This window comes from Variovorax sp. PBL-E5, assembly GCF_901827185.1.
Taxonomy (GTDB): Bacteria; Pseudomonadota; Gammaproteobacteria; order Burkholderiales; family Burkholderiaceae_C; genus Variovorax.
In genome coordinates this window covers 4605096-4625726 of record NZ_LR594671.1, presented here as the reverse complement: position 1 = coordinate 4625726, position 20631 = coordinate 4605096, and the positions used below count along the sequence as shown (strand labels likewise).

The following is a 20631-nucleotide window of genomic DNA, read 5'->3' as shown; positions in this document are numbered from 1 at the left end:
TCTTTACTCCACCAGCAGCATCGCCGGCGCTTCGAGCAGCGCGCGCACGGCCTGCACGAACTCCGCCGCATGCAGGCCGTCGACCACGCGGTGATCGAACGAGGACGAGAGGTTCATCATCTGGCGCGCGACCACCGCGCCGCCGCGGATCATCGGCCGCTCCACGATGCGGTTGACGCCGACGATGGCAACCTCCGGATGGTTGATCACCGGCGTCGTCACGATGCCGCCGAGCGGGCCGAGGCTGGAGATCGTGATGGTCGAGCCCGACAGCTCCTCGCGCGTCGCCTTGCCGTTGCGCGCGGCCTCGGCCAGGCGCGCGATCTCGGCGCCGCAGGCCCAGAGGTCGCGTGCCTCGGCATGGCGCACGACCGGCACCATCAGGCCGGCGTCGGTCTGCGCCGCGATGCCGAGGTGCACGGCGCCGTAGCGCGTCACCACGTCGGCATCGTCGTCGTAGCGCGCATTGAGCTGCGGAAACTCGCGCACCGCGAGCACGATCGCGCGCGCCAGCAAAGGCAGCAGCGTGAGCTTGCCGCGTTCGGCTGCGTACCTGGCATTGAGCTTGGTGCGCAGGGCCTCGAGTTCTGTGACGTCGATCTCTTCGACGTAGCTGAAGTGCGGGATGCGGCGCTTGGCCTCCTGCATCTTCTGCGCGATCTTGCGGCGCAGGCCGATCACGGGGATCGCTTCTTCGTCGTGGCGCTCGGCATAGGACGTGCCGCCGCCACGGCCCGGCGCCGGCTGCCCGCGCGATGCGAGGTAGGCGTCGAGGTCTTCATGCAGGATGCGGCCGGCCGGACCGCTGCCGTGCACGAAGCGCAGCTCGACGCCGAGCTCCCAGGCGCGCCGCCGCACGGCGGGCGAGGCGATCGGCTTCTCGTCCGGCGCGCGGCGCGGGACTTGCGCGGGCGCCGGCGCTGCGCGCGGCTCGGTGCGAGCGCGCGGTGCTGCGGCCTCGACGGCCGGCGCAGGCGGCGCGGCGGTGGGTTCGGGCTTCGCCGCGGGTGCGGTGCGGGCCGTGGGCGGCTGTGCTGCTGCGCCGTCCCGCACATTGCCCGCGCCTTCGACCTCGATGCGGATCAGCTCCGCGCCGACCGCCATCTGCTCGCCGACCTTGCCACCCAGCGACACGACGGTGCCGACCACCGGCGACGGAATCTCCACCGTCGCCTTGTCGGTCATCACGTCGGCCAGGATCTGGTCCTCCTGCACCGCATCGCCGGGCTGCACGCGCCAGGCCACCAGTTCGACTTCCGCGATGCCTTCGCCGATGTCGGGCATCTTGATCACATGCATGCCCATGATCAGCCCTCCACCGCGCGTTGGAAGGCCGCGCCGACGCGCTCGGGGCCCGGGAAGTAGGCCCATTCCTGGGCATGCGGGTAGGGCGTGTCGAAGCCCGCGACGCGCTCGATCGGCGCTTCGAGGTGATAGAAGCAATGCTCCTGCACCAGCGACACCAGCTCGGCGCCGAAGCCGCAGGTGCGCGTGGCTTCGTGCACCACCACGCAGCGCCGCGTCTTCTTCACCGAGGCGACGATCGTCTCCAGGTCCAGCGGCCAGAGCGAGCGCAGGTCGATGATCTCGGCATCGATGCCGGTCTCGCTGGCCGCGCATTCCGACACCCAGACCATGGTGCCGTAGGTCAGTACCGTGAGTTCCTTGCCCGGCCGCACGATGGCGGCCGACTCGAGCGGCACCGTGTAGTAGCCCGAAGGCACCTGGCCCATCGGATGCTTGGACCACGACTCCACCGGGCGCTCGTGGTGGCCGTCGAAAGGCCCGTTGTACAGGCGCTTGGGCTCGAGGAAGATCACCGGGTCGTTGTTCTCGATCGACGCGATCAGCAGGCCCTTGGCATCGTAGGGATTGCTCGGCATCACGGTGCGCAGTCCGCACACGTGGGTGAACAGCGCCTCGGGACTCTGGCTGTGCGTCTGGCCGCCGTAGATGCCGCCGCCGCAGGGCATGCGGATCGTGATCGGCGCGGTGAAGTCGCCGGCCGAGCGGTAGCGCAGCCGCGCGGCCTCGGACACGATCTGGTCCGAGGCCGGATAGAAGTAGTCGGCGAACTGGATCTCGACCACCGGACGCAGGCCGTAGGCGCCCATGCCGACGGCCGTGCCGACGATGCCGCCTTCGGAGATCGGCGCATCGAAGCAGCGCGACTTGCCGTACTTGGCCTGCAGGCCTTCGGTGACGCGGAACACGCCGCCGAAGTAGCCGACGTCCTGGCCGAACACGACCACGTCGTCGTTGCGCGCCATCATCACGTCCATCGCCGAGCGCAGCGCCTGGATCATGGTCATCGGGCCGGTCGTGCCGGGCTCGCTCGGCGCTTCGGGTTTCATCAGGGTGCTGTCGGTCATGCTCAGACTCCCAGCGCCTGGCGCTGCCGGCGCAGATGCTCCGGCATGGTTTCGTAGACATCCTCGAACATGCCCGCGGCGCTCGGGATGCGGCCGTCGAGCAGCGTGCCGTGGCTCTCGGCTTCCTTCTGTGCCGCGGCCACCTCGGCTTCGAGTTCCTGCTGCACCTGCACGTGCTGCGCTTCGGACCATTCGCCGAGGCCGATCAGGTGCCGCTTCAGTCGATGGATCGGATCGCCGAGCGGAAAGCGCTGCCAGTCGTCCGCGGGCCGGTACTTGGACGGATCGTCCGACGTGGAATGCGGGCCGGCGCGGTAGGTCACCCATTCGATCAGCGTCGGGCCGACGTTGCGGCGCGCGCGCTCGGCGGCCCAGGTCGATGCCGCGTGCACCGCGAGGAAGTCGTTGCCGTCCACCCGCAGCGAGGCGATGCCGCAGCCGACGCCGCGCTGCGCGAAGGTGGTCGCCTCGCCGCCGGCGATGGCCTGGAAGGTCGAGATCGCCCACTGGTTGTTGACCACGTTGAGGATGCACGGCGCGCGGTACACGTGGGCGAAGGTCAGCGCGGTGTGGAAGTCGGCCTCGGCCGTGGCGCCGTCGCCGATCCAGGCCGACGCGATCTTCGTGTCGCCCTTGATCGCCGAGGCCATGGCCCAGCCCACCGCCTGGATGAACTGCGTCGCGAGGTTGCCCGAGACGGTGAAGAAGCCGGCGCGCTTGTACGAGTACATCACCGGCAGCTGGCGGCCCTTGAGCGGATCGGCCTCGTTGCTCATCAGCTGGCAGATCAGCTCGACCATCGGCACGTCGTCGCGTGCGAGCAGCAGGCTCTGCTGGCGGTAGGTCGGGAAGCACATGTCGCCGGCCTCCAGCGAGAACGAATGCGCGGTGCCGATGGCTTCCTCGCCGAGGCTCTGCATGTAGAAGGAGAGTTTCTTCTGGCGCTGCGCGATCAGCATGCGGGCATCGAAGACGCGTGTCTTCATCATCGCGCGCAGGCCCTTGCGCAGCCGGGCGGGCTCGATGTCGGGCGCCCAGGGGCCGACGGCCTTGTCGTTCTCGTCGAGCACGCGCACCAGGCCATCGGCGAGGTCGCTGGTGTCGGCGGGGCGGGTGTCGATCGGCGGCCGCCGCAAGGCGCCGGCAGGCGATAGACGCAGATAGGAGAAGTCGGTCTCGCAGCCCGGACGCCCTGTGGGCTCCGGCACGTGCAAGCGCAGGGCTTGGTGCTCGCTCATCGCATTCCTTGTGCGAGCGATTGTGTCGCTCGTTGGGTCATGGGCGGAAGGACGCAGCGGGTAAGCCGCGCCATTCCGAACTCGCGCTGGGGTGGCGCAAGCCTTGGAGTTTAGGGGAAAAATGCAGCGCGGCGGGCGAGGCTCGCCGGCCGGGGTTCAGCGTGCGTGCGCCGATGCCCTGGCCGATGTCTTCGCGGCCCGCGCCGGTTCGCCCTCGCTGCGCAGGAACATGGTCTTGGTGACCGACAGGTGCTTGGCGCAGATGCGCGCCAGCGCCGCGTTGTCCTGCGAGCGGATGGCCTCGATCATGGCCCAGTGCTCGTCCGCGGTCTGGCGGCGCCGCACCTCGTCGTGCACGAAGCGCATACGGATCGGCTGCACCTGCAGCGAGTAGCGCGCGATGGCCTGGGTCAACGCCTCGTTGCCGCAGCTGCTGTAGAGCGTCTGGTGGAACGCGTTGTTGAGCTGGAACAGCTTGTAGAAGTCGCCCTTCTTCGTCGCCGCGTCGTGCTTCTTCTGGATCGCGGCGAGCCGGTCGACGATCTCGGCGGCCACCGGCATCGGGATCTGCAGCGCCGCTGCCGATTCGAGGATCTCGCGCAGCCCGAACAGATCCGCCACCTCCTTGGTCGTGAAGCCGCGGATGCTCACGCCGCGGTTCTCGCTGCGCACCACGAGGCCGAGCGCCTGCATCTCGTCGAAGGCGCGCCGCACCGAGTAGCGCGAGGCGTCGAAGCGCTTCATCACCTCGTCCTCGACCAGACGCTCGCGCAGATGCAGCCGGCCGACGATGACGTCGAGTTCGAGGGCTTCGGCGATGCGCTTCCAGTCGGAGCGTTCGCGTGCGGGAAGGGAGGCGGATTCGGCTCGCATGGTCAGTCGCATTTTGACCGGAGCGCCGGCCAGTGGATGTCCCCGGTTGCGGGTTCCGTAGATTATCGATAATATTATTCATGAAGACGCCGACGATGCCGATCCCCCGGCACCGGCGAACGACCGGAGACGAGAACCGATGCACGAGGCGCTGGAAGGCATTCGCGTGGTGGACTTCACGCGCCACATGTCGGGTCCCTATGGGACCTTGCTGCTCGGCGACTTCGGCGCCGACGTGGTCAAGGTCGAGTCGATGCCGCATGGCGATCCGACGCGCACCATGGGCACGGCCTTCGTCGACGGCGAGTCCGGCCTGTTCCTGATCTGGAACCGCAGCAAGCGCAGCATGGCGCTCGACATGCGCAAACCCGAGTCGGCCGGGATCGTGCGGCGGCTGGTCGAAGGCGCCGACATCCTGGCCGAGAATTTCCGTCCCGGCGTCGCCGAGTCGATGGGGATCGGCTACGAGGCGCTGTCGGCGCTCAACGCGCGCCTGATCTACCTGTCGATCACCGCCTTCGGCCAGACCGGTCCCTATGCGCGCGCGCCCGGCACCGATCCCGTGGTGCAGGCGATGTCGGGCGTGATGTCGCTCACCGGCGAGGCCGGCCGCGACGCGGTGCTGGTCGGCATTCCGGTGGCCGACTTCACGTCGGCCATGGTGGCGGTGCAGGGTGCGCTGCTCGGCCTTCTGGCGCGCGAGCGCACCGGCCGCGGCCAGCGCGTCGACGTGCCGATGCTGGCCGCGCTCGCCTTCGGGCTGACGACACGGCTCGCGACCTACTGGGGCAGCGGCAAGGAGCCGCAGCGCGAAGGCAGCAGCCACAGCGCCGTGGCGCCCTACCAGCGCTACCGCGCGAAGGACGGCGACATTGTGGCCGGCGCGTGGACGCTCGACAGCTGGCCGCGCTTCTGTACGGCGGTCGGGCTGCGCGAGCTGGTCGACGATCCGCGCTTCGCCGACAACATCGCGCGCATGAAGAACCGCGCGGCGCTCAACCAGATCCTCGACGCGGCCTTCCTGCAGCGCACGGTGGCCGAGTGGGAACATGTGTTCCACGAGGCCACGGCGCTGTTCGGGCCGGTGCTGACGGTGCCGCAGGTGCTCGAGCATCCGCAGATGCAAGCGCTCGGCCTCGTGCAGTCGGTGAATCATCCGAAGCTCGGCGCGATCCCGCAGCTCGCACCGCCGATCTTCATGTCGGACACGCCGGGCGGCATCCGCCGGCCGCCGCCGATGTTCGGCGAACACACCGCCGAGGTGCTGAGCGAGCTGGGCTATTCGTCCGCCGAGATCGAGCGCTTCGCGGGCACCGGCGTCGTCCACGTGCCCGGCGTCACGGCCCATGGCTAAGTCGCCGCGCGTCGCGGATTTCTCGACCCATCTCTCGGGGCCGGTGGCGAGCCGCCGTCTCGCGCAGATGGGCGCCGACGTGATCAAGATCGAGCATCCGACGCTGGGCGACGGCAACCGCAGTTTCCCGCCGATGTTCCACGAGGACGGCATCCACCATCTCTACCTCAACGCCGGCACGCGCAGCCTGGCGCTGGACTGGCGTTCGCCTTCATGGTCGCGCACGGTGGCGGCGATCGCGCGCTGGGCCGACGTGGTCATCGTCGGCAACCGTCCGGCGCAAGCGCAGCGCATGGGCATCGACGCCGCGAGCCTGCTGGCCCACAAGCCCGAGCTGGTCTACTGCATGATCACCGGCTACGGCCTGGCGGGCGAGTGGGCCGCGCTGCCGGCGCACGGATTGAACATGGACGCACTGGCCGGCGCGATCCCGCTCGAATGGCAGGACGGGCAGCCCGAGGTGCCCGAGCACTACCGCTCCGTCGGCACCACGGTGGCCGGCATCGAGGCGGTCGCCGGCATCTATGCGGCGCTGCACCGGTGCAGCCGCGGCGAGGGCGGCCAGATCGTGCACGTCTCGATCTGGGAGGCCGCGCTCGCGTGGCAATGGCGCGACCTCGCGACCTTCGCGAACCTCGAACGGCCATGGACCGCCTACCGCGATCTCGGTTCGCGCTACGCGGTGTACGGCACGCAGGACGCCAAGGCGCTGCTGGTGTGTCCGATCGAACGCCGCTTCTGGGACAGCTTCTGCGCCGTCCTCGAACTGCCGGACGACGTGCGCGCGCGCGGCGACTGGTCGAGCGGCTCGGACATGGGCAGCGACTACATCGCGCTCGGCGAGCGGATGCTGATCGGCGAACGCCTGCGGCTGAAGCCGCGCGACGCATGGGTGGCGTTGCTGCGCGAGGCCCAGGTGCCCGTCGCACCCGTGCTCGATTGGCGCGAGTCGATGGCGAGTGCGCATGCGCAGGCCAATGGCACCATGGCTTCGTACGACTACCGCGAGCGCGAGGTGCGCGTGCCGGTCGCGCCGGTGTCCGTCACCGCCGCATCCGCTGCCGGCAGCACCGAGGCGATCGCCGAGGCGCACCGGCGCAGGGCCGAACAGGTGCCGCGCGCGCCTTACCTCGGCGAACACAACGACGAGATCCTGCAGGAACTGGGTCTGGCCGACGGAGCGGCTCATGCTCACTGAAGGCGTCTTCGACGGCATCCGGGTGCTCGATATCGGGCATGTCGTCGCCGGTCCGTTCGTGGCCTCGGTCATGGCCGACTTCGGCGCCGACGTCATCAAGATCGAGCCGCCGGTGCGCGGCGACCCGCTGCGCTGGCTCTACCCGAAGGACGACGTCGGCCTGTTCTACAAGATGCAGGCGCGCAACAAGAAGTCCGTCACGCTCGACCTCAAACACCCCGAAGGCCGTGCCATCTTCGAGCGCCTCGCGGCGCAGTCCGATGTGGTGGTGGAGAACTTCCGCCCGGGCGTGATGGAGCGGCTCGGCCTCGGCTGGGAGGAACTGTCGAAGATCAACGAGCGCCTGATCATGTGCCGCCTGTCCGGCTTCGGCCAGACCGGTCCCTACGCGGGGCGCCGCGCCTATGGCCGCATCGGCGAGGCCTTCGCCGGCTTCGCGCACATCACCGGCGAGCCGGATGGCCCGCCCACGCATTCGCAGATGTCGGTCGGTGACACCGTGGCCGGCACCTGGGCGGCGATGGGCGTGATGATGGCGCTGTACTGGCGCGATGCACGCGGCGGCGGCCTGGGCCAGGTGGTCGACATCGGCCTCTACGAAGGCCTGTTCCGCCAGATCGAGCAGCAGGTCGTGGTGCTCGACCAGCTCGGCCGCGTGCTGGAGCGCAGCGGCAGCAACCACCGCAACGTGCCTTTCACCGGCCTCTTTCGCACGCGCGACGGCGGCCACTATTCGTTCTCGGCCGTCACCGAGCGCAGCGCGCTCGATGCGCTGCGCGCCATGGACATGGCCGAGGACGAGCGCTTCAACAGCTTCGAGCGCTGCATGCAGCACCGCGATGAATTCGCGGCCGCGGTCAAGGCGTGGATGGCGGCCCGCACGCTGGCCGAGGTCGACGCCGCCTTCCAGGCCCGCGGCGCGCCCGGCACGCCGGTCAAGAGCGCGGCGGACCTGATCGACGATCCGCACATCCTCGCGCGCGAGATGGTGATCACCGTGGAAGACAAGGAGCTCGGCCCGCTGCGCATGCAGGGCATCGTGCCCAAGCTGTCGCGCACGCCCGGCGCGGTGCGGCACGCGGGGCAGCTGCTCGGCGAATCGAACGCGCTCGTGTACGGCGAGCTGCTCGGCATGAGCCCGGAAGAACTCGACGACCTGCAAGCGCGCGGCGTCATCTGAACCGAAGCAAGACAAGAACGCACCCGACCCTCAGGAGACACGCATGAACCTTCGCTCGATTTTCTTCAAAGCCCTGGGCGCTGGCGCGCTGGGCCTCGCGCTGGCGGCGACCGCCGCTGCGCAGAGCTATCCGCAGCGTCCGATCAGGCTGATCGTCACCTTCGGACCCGGCAGCGGTGCAGACACCATCGGCCGCATCCTCGGCGAGCGGCTGTCGGAGCAATTGAAGACCAGCGTGGTGGTCGAGAACCGCGAAGGCGCGGGCGGCGCCATCGGCGCCGCGGTCGCGGCGCGCGCGCCGGCCGACGGCTACACGCTGATGCTGGGCGCGACCACGATGACCGTCACCCCCTACATGCAGACCGCGCCGCAGTACGATCCGGTGAAGGACTTCGTGCCCGTCGTCAAGGTCGCCGAGCTGCCGCTGATGCTGATCGCCGGCGAGAACGCGCCCTACAAGAACCTCAACGAGTTGGTCGCCTATGCGCGCGCCAACCCGGGCAAGCTGAGCTATGCGACCTCGGGCAAGGGATCACCCAGCCATCTCGGCATCGAGCTGATCCGGCAGGCGACCCACATCGACGTCCGCGACGTGCCCTACAAGAACGTCGGCCAGGCCATGACCGATACCTTGAGCGGCCAGGTCTCCTTCTACTTCCCGGCCGTGACGGGCGCGCTGCCGCAGGTCACGGCGGGCAAGGCGCGCGGCCTGGCGATCGGCGCGACCCAGCGTTCGAGCCAGGCGCCCGAGGTGCAGACCGTCGCCGAGCAGCTCGGCGTTTCGGGGCTCGAGGTCATCACGTGGTATGGCCTCTTCGCGCCGGCGGGCACGCCCAAGGACATCGTCGACCGGCTCTATGCCGAGACTGCGAAGATCATGAAATCGGAAGAGGTGCGCGAGCGCATCCGCAAGACCGGCGCCGATGTCGCGCTGGCCGCGCCACAGGCGTTCGCCGCGCAGGTGCACGCCGACACCGAGAAATACAGCAAGCTGGTGCGCGATCTCGGACTCAAGGAATGAGCACCGCCATGCCGCACATCCTTCGCAAGCCCCGCCGTTCGCATGCGCTCGCCGCGCTCTTCGCCGCCGCCGCGCTCTGCCACGCGCTGCCGGCCGCCGCGCAGGCCGACGCGTGGCCCACGCACGCGATCAAGCTCGTGGCGCCCTCGGCGCCGGGCGGCGCGACCGACTCGGTCGGCCGCATCCTCGGCCGCTACTTCGAGAAGGAGCTGAAGCAGCCGATCGTGGTCGAGGCCAAGGCCGGCGCCGGCGCGATCATCGGCACCGAGTACGTGAAGAATTCGCCGGGCGACGGCTACACGGTGCTGATCTCGGGCAGCTCCACGCATTCGGCCAATCCCTTTCTCTACGCCAAGCTGCCCTACGACCCGCAGAAGGACTTCCGCGACATCGGGATGGTCGGCTTCATCCCGGCGATCGGCATGGTGCGGGCCGGCCTGCCGATCCACTCGACCGCCGAGCTCGTGAGCTATGCCAAGGCGCATCCCGGCAAGCTAAGCTACGGCTACGCCACCTCGTCCTCGCAGGTGCCGCCGGCGATCATCAAGTCGCGCGCCGACATCGACGTGATCGGCGCGGCCTACAAGAGCCTGGCGCAGATCATCACCGACCTGGCCGGCGGCACGATCGACTTCGCTTTCCTCGACATCATGTCCGCGGCCCCGGCGCTGCAGAACAAGGGCATCGTGCCGATCGCGACCACCTCGCTGCAGCGCACGCCCTCGCTGCCCGATGTGCCGACGGTGGCCGAGGCGCTGCCGGGCTTCGAGGTGCGCAGCTGGATCGGCCTCGCGGTGCCGACGGGCACGCCCGATGCCGTCATCGGCCGGATGAACCGGCTGCTGAACGCCGCGCTCGCCGATCCGCCGACGCGCCAGGCCCTGGAGCGGCTGGGCATGACGGTGCAACCCTATTCGCTGGCCGAGATGGCGAAGTTCACCGAAGCCGACCGCGCGCGCTGGCGCGAATGGGTGCGGCTGGCGAAGATCGAGCCGATCCAGTAGCGCGCGGCTTCTTCGGTCCGCAAGACCGCGTTCAGGCGCCGCGGCGTCCTGACTGCGGCGGCCGCAGCGCGTGCCGGCGCGGCAGATCCTTCAGCAGCGGCGGCAGCGACAGCGCGAGGAGCAGCGCGGCGAGCGGAATCACGCAGATGAAGCCGATGTACTTGAAGCCCAGCGCCCCCATCGCGCCGCCCAGCACGAACATGCCGATGAGGCCGCCGGAACCTCGCCGCGGTTCCAGTAGAGCAGCTTGCCCAGCTCCATGCCCAGGTCGGTGATGTTGCCGGTCATGTGGGTGGTTCGTATGCTGCCGCCCGACGTCTTCGACGCCACGGCGTTCTGCAGGCCATGCTGAATGACAGCAGCAGCACCGTGAGCGGCACGGCGAAGGGTGTTGCCCAGGTGAGCGTGATCGCACCCATCAGCCCGAACGGGAACATCAGCGCCGCCTCCAGCAGCAGCGGCGGCGCATAGACGCTGTGCAGGCGGCGCTGCCGCGCCCAGTTCACGAGGATCGCGCAGACCGCGGCGCCGGGCAGGAACGAGAGGATCGCGCCCAGTGCATTCAGCAGGATCTTCATGTCGCCCATCACCAGGCCGTCCGACAGCTGCGACGCGAAGCCGGTCATGTGCGAGGTGTACATGTGCAGCACGAGGAAGCCGCCCGCGTTGACCGCACCGGCGTTGAAGGCGAGCGGCAGTCCGAGCGCCCGGTTGGTCGAGGGCGCGCGATGGCGGTGGGTGAGGAAGCGGAGTCTGCGCATGGAGGCCGGCTTGAGACGTGTGCCCGGGTTGCCGTGTGCCGCTGGGCGGGCATGGTGCTCTTGTCGGCGGCTGAGAAAAATTCAGCCTGAGCGGACTCCCCCAGCGGGTCAGATCGGCCGGCCGGCCGTCTCCTTCAGCCAAAGCAGCGGCAGCGTCGAAACCACGGTCGCGCCGACCAGGTACCACGCCGGGGCGAGGTCGCTGCCCGTGACATGGATCAGCCATGTCACGATGAGCTGGGCCGTGCCGCCGAAGACTGCCACCCCGAGGCTGTAGACGATCGACAGCGACGTGGCCCGGATCGGGCGCGGGAACACTTCGGTCAGCATCACGATGGCCGGCACGGCCTGCAGCACGACCAGGAAGGAGAGCACCGCGACCACGCCGATCAGCACGGGGATGGACCGGTAGGCGTCCAGCAGCATGAAGCCCGGCAAGACCAGCACGGCGAGCGCCGACCGCGACCATGCGATCACGGGCTTGCGGCCGACCCGGTCCGACAGCGTGCCCGCATAGGTCGATGCCAGGACGATCACGAGCGAGGCGGTCAGGCTCGCCCACAGCGTCAGCGACAGCGGCATCTTGAGAAACTGGGTCGCGTAGGTGGCGAGGTAGAAGATCACCACATAGGTCGCCACCGTGCCGCCCAGGATCATCAGCACGCCCGACCAGACCAGCCCTGCATGGTTTCGAAAGACCTCTCCCAGTTTGCTCATCGGGCTCGATGTGTGCGCCTGCGGCCCCAGCGTCTCGTCGAGATGGCGCCGGATGTAGACCCCGAGCGGCACCATCAGCACGCCGATGGCAAACGGAATGCGCCAGCCCCAGGCATAGAGCTGGTCGTGCGACAGGGTGTTGGTCAGCAGCGTCGCGACGGCCGCACCCAGCAGCGAACTCAGGCCCTGGCTGAAGAATTGCCAGCTGCCGAAGTAGCCGCGGCTGTGGTCATCGGCGTACTCCAGCAACAGCGAGGTCGAAGCCCCGACCTCGCCGCCGAGCGCGAAGCCCTGCATGAGACGCGCCAGAACGAGCCAGATCGGCGCGAGCACGCCGATCTGCGCATGGGTGGGCGCCACGGCCACCCCGAGGGAGCCGGCCGCCATGAGGATGAGGGTCAGGGTCATGGCCGGCTTGCGGCCGGCCCGGTCGGCGTACAGGCCGAGCACCACGCCGCCGATGGGCCGCGCCAGGAAGGCGATGCCGTAGCTGCCCACGGCCAGCATCAGGCTGTCGATCGCGTCCTTGGCGGGAAAGAAGACGCTGCCGATCAGCACCGCGAAGAACGAGTAGACCGTGAAGTCGAAGAACTCGAGACCATTGCCCACCGTGATGGCCGCAATGGTGGTGAACGTTGCCTTGGGACGCGCGGCGGACGGGAGCGTCGTCATGGTGGCAGTCATGAAACTCCTTCGGGTGGGCTCGTCTCGAGGAATCATGCAGCAAATCCCGGCCGGCAGGGAAGAGGATCGCTATGAACGGGGCGCCGCTTCCTTCCGATGCCTATTGACCTTGGCGTTGGACGAGCCAGGGACCGCGCCTTAGGATGCCATTTCGTTCACCCCACGCGAGCCGTCCCATGACCGCTGAAGACACGCTGCAAGCCCTGCGTCCCCACGCCGAGGAATTCATCGGCATCCGGCGCGACATCCACCACAACCCCGAGCTGTCCTTCAAGGAGCAGCGCACCAGCGACCTGGTGGCCGAGCGCCTGCAGGACTGGGGCTACCACGTCACGCGCGGACTGGGCGACACCGGACTCGTCGGCCAGTTGCGGCGCGGCAGCGGCACGCGCGCGGTGGGCCTGCGCGCCGACATGGACGCGCTGCCGATCAAGGAAGAAACCGGGCTGAAGTACGCCAGCCGCCAGAGCGGCGTGATGCACGCCTGCGGCCACGATGGCCACACCGCGATGCTGCTCGGGGCCGCCAAGGCGCTGGCCGAGCGCGGCCGCTTCTCGGGCACGCTGAACCTGATCTTCCAGCCGGCAGAGGAATACGGCACGCGCGAAAGCGGCGCCATGCGCATGATGGAAGACGGCCTGTTCGACAACTTTCCGTGCGACGCCATCTTCGGCATGCACAACATGCCCGGCTGGCCCCAGGGCAAGCTGGTGTTTCGCGAAGGGCCGATGATGGCTTCGTCGGACAAGGTCTTCATCACCCTGAACGGGCGTGGCGGCCACGCGGCCATGCCGCATCGCGCGGCCGACCCGCTGGTGGCGGCGGCCAGCCTGGTGATGGCCTTGCAGACCGTGGTGTCGCGCAACGTCGACCCGCTGCAGACCGCGGTGGTCACGGTGGGCATGATGCAGTCGGGCATCGCCAACAACGTGATCCCGCAAAGCGCGAAGCTGGCATTGAGCGTGCGCGCGCTGGAGCAAAGCGTGCGCGACCTGCTCCAGAAGCGCATCAGCGAACTGGTCCACGCGCAGGCGCAGAGCTTCAACGTGACGGCCGAGGTCGACTATCAGCGCGGCTACTCGGCGCTGGTCAACAGCAGCGCGGAAACCGAGTTTGCGCGCCGCATCGGCATCGAGCTGGTGGGGGCCGATCAGGTCGTGCTGCAAGGCCCGGCACTGACCGGCAGCGAGGACTTCGCCTTCATGCTCGAAAAGCGCCCCGGCTGCTACCTGTTGATCGGCAACGGCGATGGCGACAGCGCGGGCGCCTGCATGGTCCACAACCCGAGCTACGACTTCAACGACGACAACGTCGTGATCGGTGCGGCCTACTGGACGCGGCTGGCCGAGCGCTATCTGAGCGAGGCGCCGTTGGCGGGCTGAAGGCGCGGGTCGGTCTTTGTCGTTGCATCCGGAATCCGGCTGGACCAGACCTGCGCCGGCAGCGCATGGCGCTTCTCTTCCTCGAAACGATCGGCCAGTGCCTCGCGCTGTCTTTCGGGGAACTCGACGACGCGCCAGGGATGGAGCCCGCCATGAAACATAACGAAGAGTGCCCGGGACAGCCCGGCCAGCCCGATCGAATGTGCATGTCTTTCAGGGTCTTTGCAGTTGCTCGGCGGCGATTCCGCAATGCCGTGCGAAAGCCCTGAGCGGGCCCGACAGCGCTTTGCGCCGGTGGTGCACGAGCGAGAAGCGCCGCGTGATCCTCGGCAAGGTGGAGGACACCACCACCAGCCGTTTTGCGCGGATCAGGTCCTGCACGACGCACAGCGACAGGCAGCTCAGGCCCATGCCTTCGGCGACGGCGTTCTTGATGGCCTCCGAACTGCCGAGCGTCATGACTTCGGACAACTGATGCAGATGGGGCAGCAGCGCATGCTCCACGGTTTCGCGCGTGCCGGAGCCCGGTTCGCGCAGCAGCCAGCGTGCCTGCCGCAACTGCCGCACGCCGAGCCGGCCGCCTTCCGCCTGTGTCAGGAGCGGGTGACGGGGCGCGGCGACGACCACCATCTCATCGTCCATCCACGGCAAGACCATGAGATCGGCGTCATGGCAGGGGCCTTCGATCAGCCCGAGGTCGGCGGCCAGCGACACCGCCTGCGCCATCACGTCCTGCGTGTTGCCGATCTGCAGTTCGACGCGCGCCTGCGGCCACGCGCGCTGGAAGCCGGCCAGCAGCGACGGCATCAGGTAGTTGCCGATGGTGGTGCTCGCCGCCAGCCGCAGGTGGATCGACGCCGCCTCGCCGGCCTGAAAGTTCTGCTCGATTTCCTCGGCGGCGTCGAGCAGCGCGCGCGCCATCGGCATCAGCATCCGGCCGTTGTCGTTGAGCATCAGGCGCTTGCCGATGCGGTCGAACAGCTGCACGTCGAGCACGCCTTCGAGTTCGCCCAATGCCGAGCTGATCGCCGACTGCGACAGCGCAACGCGCTCGGCCGCCGCAGTGGTGCTGTGGGTCTCGGCAATGGCATGGAACAGCTGGAGCTGGCGTAGCGTGAGGCGCATGGCTTATCGATCAGATAGTTCGAAGATATCAATATAACCAGTTTTACATATGAGTGCGGTGCATGCACAGTGCGGTACCTGCAAGGAGCCACCCGTGTCGTCGATGCCGCCCATTCTCCAATCCGTGCCACCTGTCCGATGGGCGCCGGCTGCCGCGCTGCGCGCCCGGCTGAGCCCGGTGCGCGCACTGCTGCCGGGGCTGCTGCTCACCGGCGCGCTGGCTGCCGCAGCGATGGGATTCGCGCAGCTCGGGTGGCTCGATCGGCATGGCATCAGCGCGCTGACGCTGGCGATCGTTCTCGGCATGGTGGTGGGCAACACCCGGCTCGGGCAGGCGATCGAGCCCGCCAGGGCAGGCGTCGATTTCTCCCGGCAGCGGCTGCTGCGCCTGGGCATCGTGCTGTACGGCATCCGGCTCACGGTGCAGGACATGGCACATGTCGGTCTGGAGGCCGTGCTGGTCGACGCGTTGATGCTGTCGAGCACTTTCGCGCTCGCGCTGCTGGCCGGCGTGCGCCTCTTGCGCATCGATCGCGACACGGCGATCCTGATCGGTGCCGGCAGCTCGATCTGCGGTGCGGCCGCGGTGATGGCCACGCAGCCGGTGCTGCGCGCGCGCGCGCAGCAGGTGGCGGTCGCAGTGGCCACGGTGGTGGTGTTCGGCACCGCGGGCCTGTTCCTCTATCCGTTGATCTACGACGCCTTGGCCTCGCTGCCGGCGCTTGCGATGTCGCCGCAGCAATACGGGGTGTTCGCCGGATCGACGATCCACGAGGTGGCCCAGGTGGTCGCGGCGGGCCGCGCCATCAGTGCCCAGGCGGCCGACACGGCCGTGGTCGCCAAGATGGGCCGCGTGATGATGCTGGCGCCTTTTCTGCTGATGCTGTCGGCGTGGCTGGCGCGCGGCTCGCGCAAGGGGCAGGCGGCCTCGGCCGCGCTCGGCTCAGGCGTCGCCGTGCCCTGGTTCGCGCTGGGCTTCGTTGCGGTCATGCTGTTCCACAGCGCGGTCGCACTGCCGCCGTCCTGGGTCGCCTTCGTCAACGCCTTCGATACCGGCGTGCTGGCGATGGCCATGGCCGGTCTGGGATTGACGACCCACGCATCGGCGATCCGGCGCGCCGGCGTGCGGCCGCTCGCAATGGCCAGCCTGCTCTTCGTCTGGCTCGTGGTCGGCGGCTTCGCAGTCAATCGATGGCTGATGGGCACGCTCGGGTAGGGCCACGCGCACTACAATTTTCAGCATGGCCACGATGCTGACGCTGAACCTGCTGCTGCGCGGCGGCGCGACGGGCGCGTTGCTGCTGATTGCGGTGGCGTTGTGGCGTGACCATCCGCGGGCGATCGCCGCGCGGCTTGGTTCGGGCTTCGCGATTTCCGTCGTGGCGGCCACGCTGGCTTCGATGCCCGGCTTCACGGTCGGGCCGGGCTTCGGGTCGGTGCTCGTGATCGCACTGGCATCGGGCAGCATGTTCGTGTTCTGGCTCTTCACCTTGGCGCTGTTCGACGACGACTTCCGCTTGCGCACCTGGCACGCAGGGGTCTGGGCCATGCTGGCAGCGGTCGGCATGCTGCACTGCGTCGGGCAAGGCACCGCGCACGCGCAGTGGGAACCTGCTGCGGGACTGGCGCTGAGCCTGATGCCCGTCGCATGGGCGCTGCTGGCAATCGGGCAGGCGGTCGCGAACTGGCGCGAAGACCTGATCGAAGGCCGGCGTCGGTTGCGCTCGCTGATCGTCGCGGCGACGGCCCTCTATACGGTCGCGCAGTTGCTGGTGGCGCTGCTGTCGGCCCTGAGCTTGAGGGAGGTGGTCGAGAGCACCGCGAACGCCGCCGGCATCGCCGGCCTGGCGCTGTTCGTCGCGTGGCGGCTGCTGCGCGAGGGCCACGACGGCCTGTTCGGCTCGGCAGTGGTCGGCGCCGAGCCGATCGAGCACCCGGCCGCGTTCGCTGCCTCTGCGCTGTCTCCGGTCGCCGACACGGCGCCGGCGCCCGACGCTCGGCAGGTCGCCGCGCTCGAGGCGCTCATGGCGGTTGACCATGTCTATCGCGAGGCGAACCTGACGATCGGCGCACTCGCCGAGCGCATGGCCTTGCCCGAGCACAAGTTGCGGCGCCTGATCAACCGGGGCCTGGGCCACCGCAATTTCAGCGCCTTCCTGAACACCTACCGCCTGGCCGACGCGCGCCGCTGGCTCGCGGACCCGGAACAGGCCGACACGCCGATCCTGACGATCGCGATGGATGCCGGCTTCCAGTCGCTCGGGCCCTTCAACCGTGCGTTCAAGGCCGACACCCGCATGACGCCCACCGAGTTTCGGCGGCAAGGCACTGCGACATCGGTCGCGCCATCGCCCCCGGGCCTCGCCGAATCCGAAATCGGCTAGCCGGACGCAGGATTCGGCGAGATCGCAGGCGCCGCAGCGCAGAAAGTGGCGAGGCCCATCCCGGCTGCCACTTCTGAACTGAACCGCCCATGCCACGTCTTCCCATCGCCGCTTCGATCCTTGCCGCCGCCGTGCTGACCGCCTGCGGTCATTTCTCGCCGGGCCGGGCGGCACCGGTCATCAGCGGCTATCTCAGCCATCAGCTCTGTTCTGCGGTGTTCGTTGCCGGCAGGAGTCCCGACCGCTACTACCGCGATGCGATCGAACCGCTCGCCGGGCCGGTCGCGTTCCTCACGCGCTTCACCGTCGACCGCGAGCACGGCGAAGTGCGGGCGACCTTCGCAGGGTTGGCCGAGAGCCGCGCGGTCTACCGGCCGCAGTTCGGATGCGTCAACGCGACCGGTCGCGCATCGGCCAGCGAGCTCTCGCCGCCCGCGCAGTCGGAGGCGACGCCACCGCTGCTCGGCGCCATCGCCGGCGCAGCGCCCGTTCAACCCGCCGAGCCCGCGCTGGTCGCGGCGCTCGATCATGCGTTCGACGAAACGACGCAGGCGCCGCACCGTTTCACCCAGGCCGTGGTGGTGATTCACAAGGATCGGATCGTCGCGGAGCGCTACGCTTCCGATGTCGGCGTGGACACGCCGCTGACCGGCTGGTCCGCGACCAAGTCGGTGACGAACGCACTGATCGGCATCCTGGTGCGGCAAGGCAAGCTCGACATCCACGCCCCCGCGCCGATCATGGCCTGGGCCGATCCCCGGGACCCGCGCCATGCCATCACGATCGACCAGTTGCTGCGCATGAACAGCGGGCTGGACATGGGGCAGTCCCTCACTTCGAGCGTGCTCACCGCATTCGACCCCTCGGCGCAGATGATTTTCGTCGATGCCGACACGGCGGCGATGGCGCAGCGCGCACCGCTGGCGTATCCGCCGGGCACGCACTGGAACTACACCAACGCGAACACACAGCTGCTGTCGCGCATCGTGCGCGACCAGGCCGGCGGCACGGCCGCGGCCACGCTCGGCTTCGCCCGCCGCGAACTGTTCGACAAACTCGGGATGCAGCACGTGACGCTCGAATTCGACGCGGCCGGAACGCCGATCGGCGCGAGCCACATGTGGGCCTCGGCGCGCGACTGGGCGCGCTTCGGTCTGCTCTATCTCCACGACGGCGTGGTCGGCGGGCAGCGCATCCTGCCGGCCGGCTGGGTCGACGACTCGGCCGCGCCGACATCCGGATCGGAGGACTTCGGCTACGGCGCAGGCTTCTGGACCAACCGCGGCCCGGGCGCAGGGGCCCGCTACCGCATCCGGCACGGCATGCCGGCCGATGCGTTCATGGCGCGAGGCAGCAACGGGCAGTACGTGGTGATCATTCCGTCGAAGGATCTGGTCATCGTGCGCCTGGGGCCCGCATGGACGCCGCGCGATGACATGGAACGGGTCGCGCAGTTCACGCGGGAGGTGATCGAGGCGTTGAAGGGCGGATGAGGGCCGTCTGTGGTGCCCTCGACAGGAATCGAACCTGGTACAGGCCTAAATAGGCCGAAATCGACAGATTCCCAGTGAAGCACGCCCCTCTGTGGGCTCTGCAGAACTACGTTGAATTCGGCCCCGCTGTCCCGGTTTTTGTCCCGGTTTCCGCTGTCTGCGCCGCGCCGAGAAATGCATCGAGCTTGCGCCGCTCGGCGCCCTTGTCGGCACCCTCGATCCAACGACTGTAGACGCGGAAGAACATCTCCGGCGCGTGCCCGAGCTGCCGCGCTACCCAGCCAGGCGCGATGCCGGCCATGAGGCAAGTCGTGGCGTAGGTGTGGCGGGTCTGCCGCGCATCGCGTTGGCGAAGGCCCGACAGCTTCATCGCGGGCTTCCACCAGTCGTCGAGCGGGCCGTCCGTGGATTCGAAGGCCGAGCCAGCATCGTTGACGAACACATGGGCACCGGCAAGCTGCGTGATCGGCCGCTGGCGCTCCAGCGCGACGCGCGCGCGGCTGGTGAGCTCCAGGGTGCGCGTTTCGCCGGTCTTCGTCCCCTTTTCCTTGCCGCGGGTGAGCGCTGTGTCCACCAGCACGGTGCCGGCGCGCAGGTCGACGTTGGACCAGCGCAGCGCGATCTGCTCGGAGGGCCGCAGGCCCGTGAAGAAGGCGAACTCGTAGTAGCTGCGCGCGCGGTCGCCCTTGAGCTTGGCCAGTAGCACGCCCGCCTCGTCCAGCGAAAACGGATCCGGCCCTGGGTGTTGCGCTCGCCGCATCTCGACATGCTCGTGCAACGGCTCCCGCAGCAGTTTCGCCTTGTGTGCGTAGGTCAGCATCTGCTTCAGCACCGACGCCACGTTGTTGAAGGTCTTGGCGTTTGCCGGCAGGCCAGCGAGCAGCGCCATCAGCCTGCGATAGTCGAAGTCGGCCATGCGCGTGCTGCGGACGCTGGCGAAGTGCAGGCTGTTGACGGTCTGGTCGTAGTGGTGGGCTGTGCTGTGCTGCACGGTGGGCCGCTTGATCTTCATCCACTCGATCGCCAGCTCGGCGAAGGTCATGCTCGGCGCATCGGTCTTGGCGCGCGGGCTGTCGGGGAAGTAGTCGGCCAGGGCGAAGGTGCCGCGCTCGATCTTGCCCAGGATTTCGTTGCGCAGCTTCTCGGCGTAGCGGATGTTCGTCGGCGTCGGCGCCAGCTCGAGGCGTTCTTTGCCGAAGCCATGCCGGCGCAGATCGATCTGAAGGTGGGCGTCGCGGACGATTACGCCGGTTGATGCTGGGGCTGGTTTTGGCATGGGGGCTCGGCCCGCTTGCGGCCGCGGTTGCTCTGGATGCTGGGACGCTTGTCGATGAAATCGTACAGCGCTTCCAGGTCCACGAGCTTGCGGCCGTCGAACCATTTCCAGACCTTGCCCTCAGGCCAGACACCCGACACGCCAGTGCGCTCGTGAAAGAACGAGGCCGGGAGGCCAGTCTCTTCTGCTGCTTTTTCGATGGTGACCCAGCGCATCATGGGTTGACCTTCCATCTGATGCCAGCGTCGACGGGCTCGGCGGCTGGCGGTTGGTCGCCGCCCATCGCCTTTTCCATCGCGGCCCGGCCGACCAGCAGCGAGCCGTCGCCGCGCCGCGTGTAGGGCACGCCCATGCGCTCAAGAAAACGCGCCTGCGCCGCCGGCTGTCTCTTTCGCGTGATGTGCAGCAGATCGGCATCGTCGAGATCGGGCCCCGCGTGCCGAATCGGCTGCTTGGCCAGCACGGCGGCCTCGATGTCGGCCGCGAACTGAAGGTAGGCCTGGCTTGGTTTCGTCCGTGGTAACGCCCGCCTCATGATCGCCTTGACCTCGTCTTCGCTCAGCAGCATT

The 20631-nt window shown here is 68.7% G+C and carries 19 protein-coding genes and 1 pseudogene; 9 read left to right on the top strand and 11 right to left on the bottom strand.

What is annotated here, in order from left to right:
* Nucleotides 1-3: 3 nt before the first annotated feature.
* The 4 genes from WDLP6_RS22650 to WDLP6_RS22635 form a co-directional block, all read right to left on the bottom strand.
* Nucleotides 4-1305: a dihydrolipoamide acetyltransferase family protein gene (locus WDLP6_RS22650; protein ID WP_162594170.1), complete on the bottom strand. Its 1302-nt coding sequence runs from the start codon at nt 1303-1305 to the stop codon at nt 4-6.
* Nucleotides 1306-1307: 2 nt separating this feature from the next.
* Complete coding sequence (locus WDLP6_RS22645; RefSeq protein ID WP_232077223.1) at nt 1308-2372, bottom strand: alpha-ketoacid dehydrogenase subunit beta; 1065 nt, start codon at nt 2370-2372, stop codon at nt 1308-1310.
* A gap of 2 nt (nt 2373-2374) precedes the next feature.
* Nucleotides 2375-3610 carry a 3-methyl-2-oxobutanoate dehydrogenase (2-methylpropanoyl-transferring) subunit alpha gene (locus WDLP6_RS22640; protein ID WP_162594169.1) on the bottom strand — a complete coding sequence of 412 codons (1236 nt, stop codon included), beginning with the start codon at nt 3608-3610 and terminating at the stop codon, nt 2375-2377.
* A 156-nt stretch (nt 3611-3766) separates the two neighbouring features.
* Nucleotides 3767-4483 (bottom strand): GntR family transcriptional regulator, encoded by a 717-nt coding sequence (locus tag WDLP6_RS22635; RefSeq protein ID WP_162594168.1) that lies wholly within the window; start codon nt 4481-4483, stop codon nt 3767-3769.
* Nucleotides 4484-4622: 139 nt separating this feature from the next.
* Between WDLP6_RS22635 and WDLP6_RS22630 the strand changes: the two genes are divergently transcribed.
* The 5 genes from WDLP6_RS22630 to WDLP6_RS22610 are packed head-to-tail and all read left to right on the top strand — an operon-like array spanning nt 4623 to nt 10240.
* Nucleotides 4623-5837 (top strand): CaiB/BaiF CoA transferase family protein, encoded by a 1215-nt coding sequence (locus tag WDLP6_RS22630; RefSeq protein ID WP_162594167.1) that lies wholly within the window; start codon nt 4623-4625, stop codon nt 5835-5837.
* Complete coding sequence (locus WDLP6_RS22625; protein ID WP_162594166.1) at nt 5830-7035, top strand: CaiB/BaiF CoA transferase family protein; 1206 nt, start codon at nt 5830-5832, stop codon at nt 7033-7035. The genes WDLP6_RS22630 and WDLP6_RS22625 overlap by 8 nt, the downstream gene beginning before the upstream one ends.
* Entirely contained in the window at nt 7025-8215 is a 1191-nt protein-coding gene (locus tag WDLP6_RS22620) for a CaiB/BaiF CoA transferase family protein (protein WP_162594165.1), read from the top strand. Before WDLP6_RS22625 ends, WDLP6_RS22620 begins: the two co-directional genes overlap by 11 nt.
* 43 nt (nt 8216-8258) lie before the next feature.
* Nucleotides 8259-9236, top strand: coding sequence for a Bug family tripartite tricarboxylate transporter substrate binding protein (locus WDLP6_RS22615; protein ID WP_162594164.1), 978 nt, complete (start codon nt 8259-8261; stop codon nt 9234-9236).
* Nucleotides 9237-9244: 8 nt separating this feature from the next.
* On the top strand, nt 9245-10240 hold the full coding sequence (locus WDLP6_RS22610; protein WP_162594163.1) for a Bug family tripartite tricarboxylate transporter substrate binding protein: 996 nt from the start codon (nt 9245-9247) through the stop codon (nt 10238-10240).
* 31 nt (nt 10241-10271) lie between these two features.
* On the opposite strand, the gene WDLP6_RS35515 is transcribed toward WDLP6_RS22610, so the two are convergent.
* The 3 genes and pseudogenes from WDLP6_RS35515 to WDLP6_RS22600 form a co-directional block, all read right to left on the bottom strand.
* A complete protein-coding gene (locus WDLP6_RS35515) occupies nt 10272-10442 on the bottom strand; it encodes a hypothetical protein (protein WP_443083424.1) in 171 nt (56 codons plus the stop codon).
* Nucleotides 10379-10881: pseudogene (locus WDLP6_RS22605) on the bottom strand (YoaK family protein). Before WDLP6_RS22605 ends, WDLP6_RS35515 begins: the two are co-directional and overlap by 64 nt.
* A 228-nt stretch (nt 10882-11109) precedes the next feature.
* Nucleotides 11110-12402 carry an MFS transporter gene (locus tag WDLP6_RS22600; RefSeq protein WP_162594162.1) on the bottom strand — a complete coding sequence of 431 codons (1293 nt, stop codon included), beginning with the start codon at nt 12400-12402 and terminating at the stop codon, nt 11110-11112.
* A gap of 176 nt (nt 12403-12578) precedes the next feature.
* Between WDLP6_RS22600 and WDLP6_RS22595 the strand changes: the two genes are divergently transcribed.
* Complete coding sequence (locus tag WDLP6_RS22595) at nt 12579-13784, top strand: M20 aminoacylase family protein (protein ID WP_162594161.1); 1206 nt, start codon at nt 12579-12581, stop codon at nt 13782-13784.
* A gap of 213 nt (nt 13785-13997) precedes the next feature.
* On the opposite strand, the gene WDLP6_RS22590 is transcribed toward WDLP6_RS22595, so the two are convergent.
* Nucleotides 13998-14909 (bottom strand): LysR family transcriptional regulator, encoded by a 912-nt coding sequence (locus WDLP6_RS22590; protein WP_162594160.1) that lies wholly within the window; start codon nt 14907-14909, stop codon nt 13998-14000.
* A 103-nt stretch (nt 14910-15012) separates the two neighbouring features.
* Between WDLP6_RS22590 and WDLP6_RS22585 the strand changes: the two genes are divergently transcribed.
* The 3 genes from WDLP6_RS22585 (at nt 15013) to WDLP6_RS22575 (ending at nt 18786) form a co-directional block, all read left to right on the top strand.
* Nucleotides 15013-16125, top strand: a complete 1113-nt coding sequence (locus WDLP6_RS22585) for a YeiH family protein (RefSeq protein ID WP_162595213.1) — start codon at nt 15013-15015, stop codon at nt 16123-16125.
* A 25-nt stretch (nt 16126-16150) separates the two neighbouring features.
* Nucleotides 16151-17293, top strand: coding sequence for an AraC family transcriptional regulator (locus tag WDLP6_RS22580; protein ID WP_162594159.1), 1143 nt, complete (start codon nt 16151-16153; stop codon nt 17291-17293).
* An 89-nt stretch (nt 17294-17382) separates the two neighbouring features.
* Nucleotides 17383-18786, top strand: a complete 1404-nt coding sequence (locus tag WDLP6_RS22575; RefSeq protein WP_162594158.1) for a serine hydrolase domain-containing protein — start codon at nt 17383-17385, stop codon at nt 18784-18786.
* A gap of 106 nt (nt 18787-18892) precedes the next feature.
* Here the strand turns inward: WDLP6_RS22575 and WDLP6_RS22570 are convergent, their stop codons facing one another.
* The 3 genes from WDLP6_RS22570 to WDLP6_RS22560 are packed head-to-tail and all read right to left on the bottom strand — an operon-like array spanning nt 18893 to nt 20630.
* A complete protein-coding gene (locus tag WDLP6_RS22570) occupies nt 18893-20062 on the bottom strand; it encodes a tyrosine-type recombinase/integrase (RefSeq protein ID WP_162594157.1) in 1170 nt (389 codons plus the stop codon).
* Entirely contained in the window at nt 20029-20280 is a 252-nt protein-coding gene (locus WDLP6_RS22565; RefSeq protein WP_162594156.1) for a hypothetical protein, read from the bottom strand. The genes WDLP6_RS22570 and WDLP6_RS22565 overlap by 34 nt, the downstream gene beginning before the upstream one ends.
* The gene (locus WDLP6_RS22560) at nt 20277-20630 is read right to left on the bottom strand and encodes a DUF4224 domain-containing protein (protein WP_162594155.1); all 354 of its coding nucleotides are present in this window, start codon (nt 20628-20630) and stop codon (nt 20277-20279) included. Before WDLP6_RS22560 ends, WDLP6_RS22565 begins: the two co-directional genes overlap by 4 nt.
* Nucleotide 20631: the final 1 nt, after the last annotated feature.

What these genes read in the sequence shown, in the direction of transcription:
- WDLP6_RS22600 (WP_162594162.1), bottom strand. Translation starts at nt 12,402, where the DNA reads ATGACTGCCACCATGACGACGCTCCCGTCCGCCGCGCGTCCCAAGGCA.
- WDLP6_RS22620 (WP_162594165.1), top strand. Translation starts at nt 7,025, where the DNA reads ATGCTCACTGAAGGCGTCTTCGACGGCATCCGGGTGCTCGATATCGGG.
- WDLP6_RS22630 (WP_162594167.1), top strand. Translation starts at nt 4,623, where the DNA reads ATGCACGAGGCGCTGGAAGGCATTCGCGTGGTGGACTTCACGCGCCAC.
- WDLP6_RS22650 (WP_162594170.1), bottom strand. Translation starts at nt 1,305, where the DNA reads ATGGGCATGCATGTGATCAAGATGCCCGACATCGGCGAAGGCATCGCG.
- WDLP6_RS22585 (WP_162595213.1), top strand. Translation starts at nt 15,013, where the DNA reads ATGCCGCCCATTCTCCAATCCGTGCCACCTGTCCGATGGGCGCCGGCT.
- WDLP6_RS22595 (WP_162594161.1), top strand. Translation starts at nt 12,579, where the DNA reads ATGACCGCTGAAGACACGCTGCAAGCCCTGCGTCCCCACGCCGAGGAA.
- WDLP6_RS22565 (WP_162594156.1), bottom strand. Translation starts at nt 20,280, where the DNA reads ATGATGCGCTGGGTCACCATCGAAAAAGCAGCAGAAGAGACTGGCCTC.
- WDLP6_RS22590 (WP_162594160.1), bottom strand. Translation starts at nt 14,909, where the DNA reads ATGCGCCTCACGCTACGCCAGCTCCAGCTGTTCCATGCCATTGCCGAG.
- WDLP6_RS22575 (WP_162594158.1), top strand. Translation starts at nt 17,383, where the DNA reads ATGCCACGTCTTCCCATCGCCGCTTCGATCCTTGCCGCCGCCGTGCTG.
- WDLP6_RS22580 (WP_162594159.1), top strand. Translation starts at nt 16,151, where the DNA reads ATGGCCACGATGCTGACGCTGAACCTGCTGCTGCGCGGCGGCGCGACG.
- WDLP6_RS35515 (WP_443083424.1), bottom strand. Translation starts at nt 10,442, where the DNA reads ATGTTCGTGCTGGGCGGCGCGATGGGGGCGCTGGGCTTCAAGTACATC.
- WDLP6_RS22560 (WP_162594155.1), bottom strand. Translation starts at nt 20,630, where the DNA reads ATGCTGCTGAGCGAAGACGAGGTCAAGGCGATCATGAGGCGGGCGTTA.
- WDLP6_RS22635 (WP_162594168.1), bottom strand. Translation starts at nt 4,483, where the DNA reads ATGCGAGCCGAATCCGCCTCCCTTCCCGCACGCGAACGCTCCGACTGG.
- WDLP6_RS22645 (WP_232077223.1), bottom strand. Translation starts at nt 2,372, where the DNA reads ATGACCGACAGCACCCTGATGAAACCCGAAGCGCCGAGCGAGCCCGGC.
- WDLP6_RS22570 (WP_162594157.1), bottom strand. Translation starts at nt 20,062, where the DNA reads ATGCCAAAACCAGCCCCAGCATCAACCGGCGTAATCGTCCGCGACGCC.
- WDLP6_RS22640 (WP_162594169.1), bottom strand. Translation starts at nt 3,610, where the DNA reads ATGAGCGAGCACCAAGCCCTGCGCTTGCACGTGCCGGAGCCCACAGGG.
- WDLP6_RS22625 (WP_162594166.1), top strand. Translation starts at nt 5,830, where the DNA reads ATGGCTAAGTCGCCGCGCGTCGCGGATTTCTCGACCCATCTCTCGGGG.
- WDLP6_RS22610 (WP_162594163.1), top strand. Translation starts at nt 9,245, where the DNA reads ATGCCGCACATCCTTCGCAAGCCCCGCCGTTCGCATGCGCTCGCCGCG.
- WDLP6_RS22615 (WP_162594164.1), top strand. Translation starts at nt 8,259, where the DNA reads ATGAACCTTCGCTCGATTTTCTTCAAAGCCCTGGGCGCTGGCGCGCTG.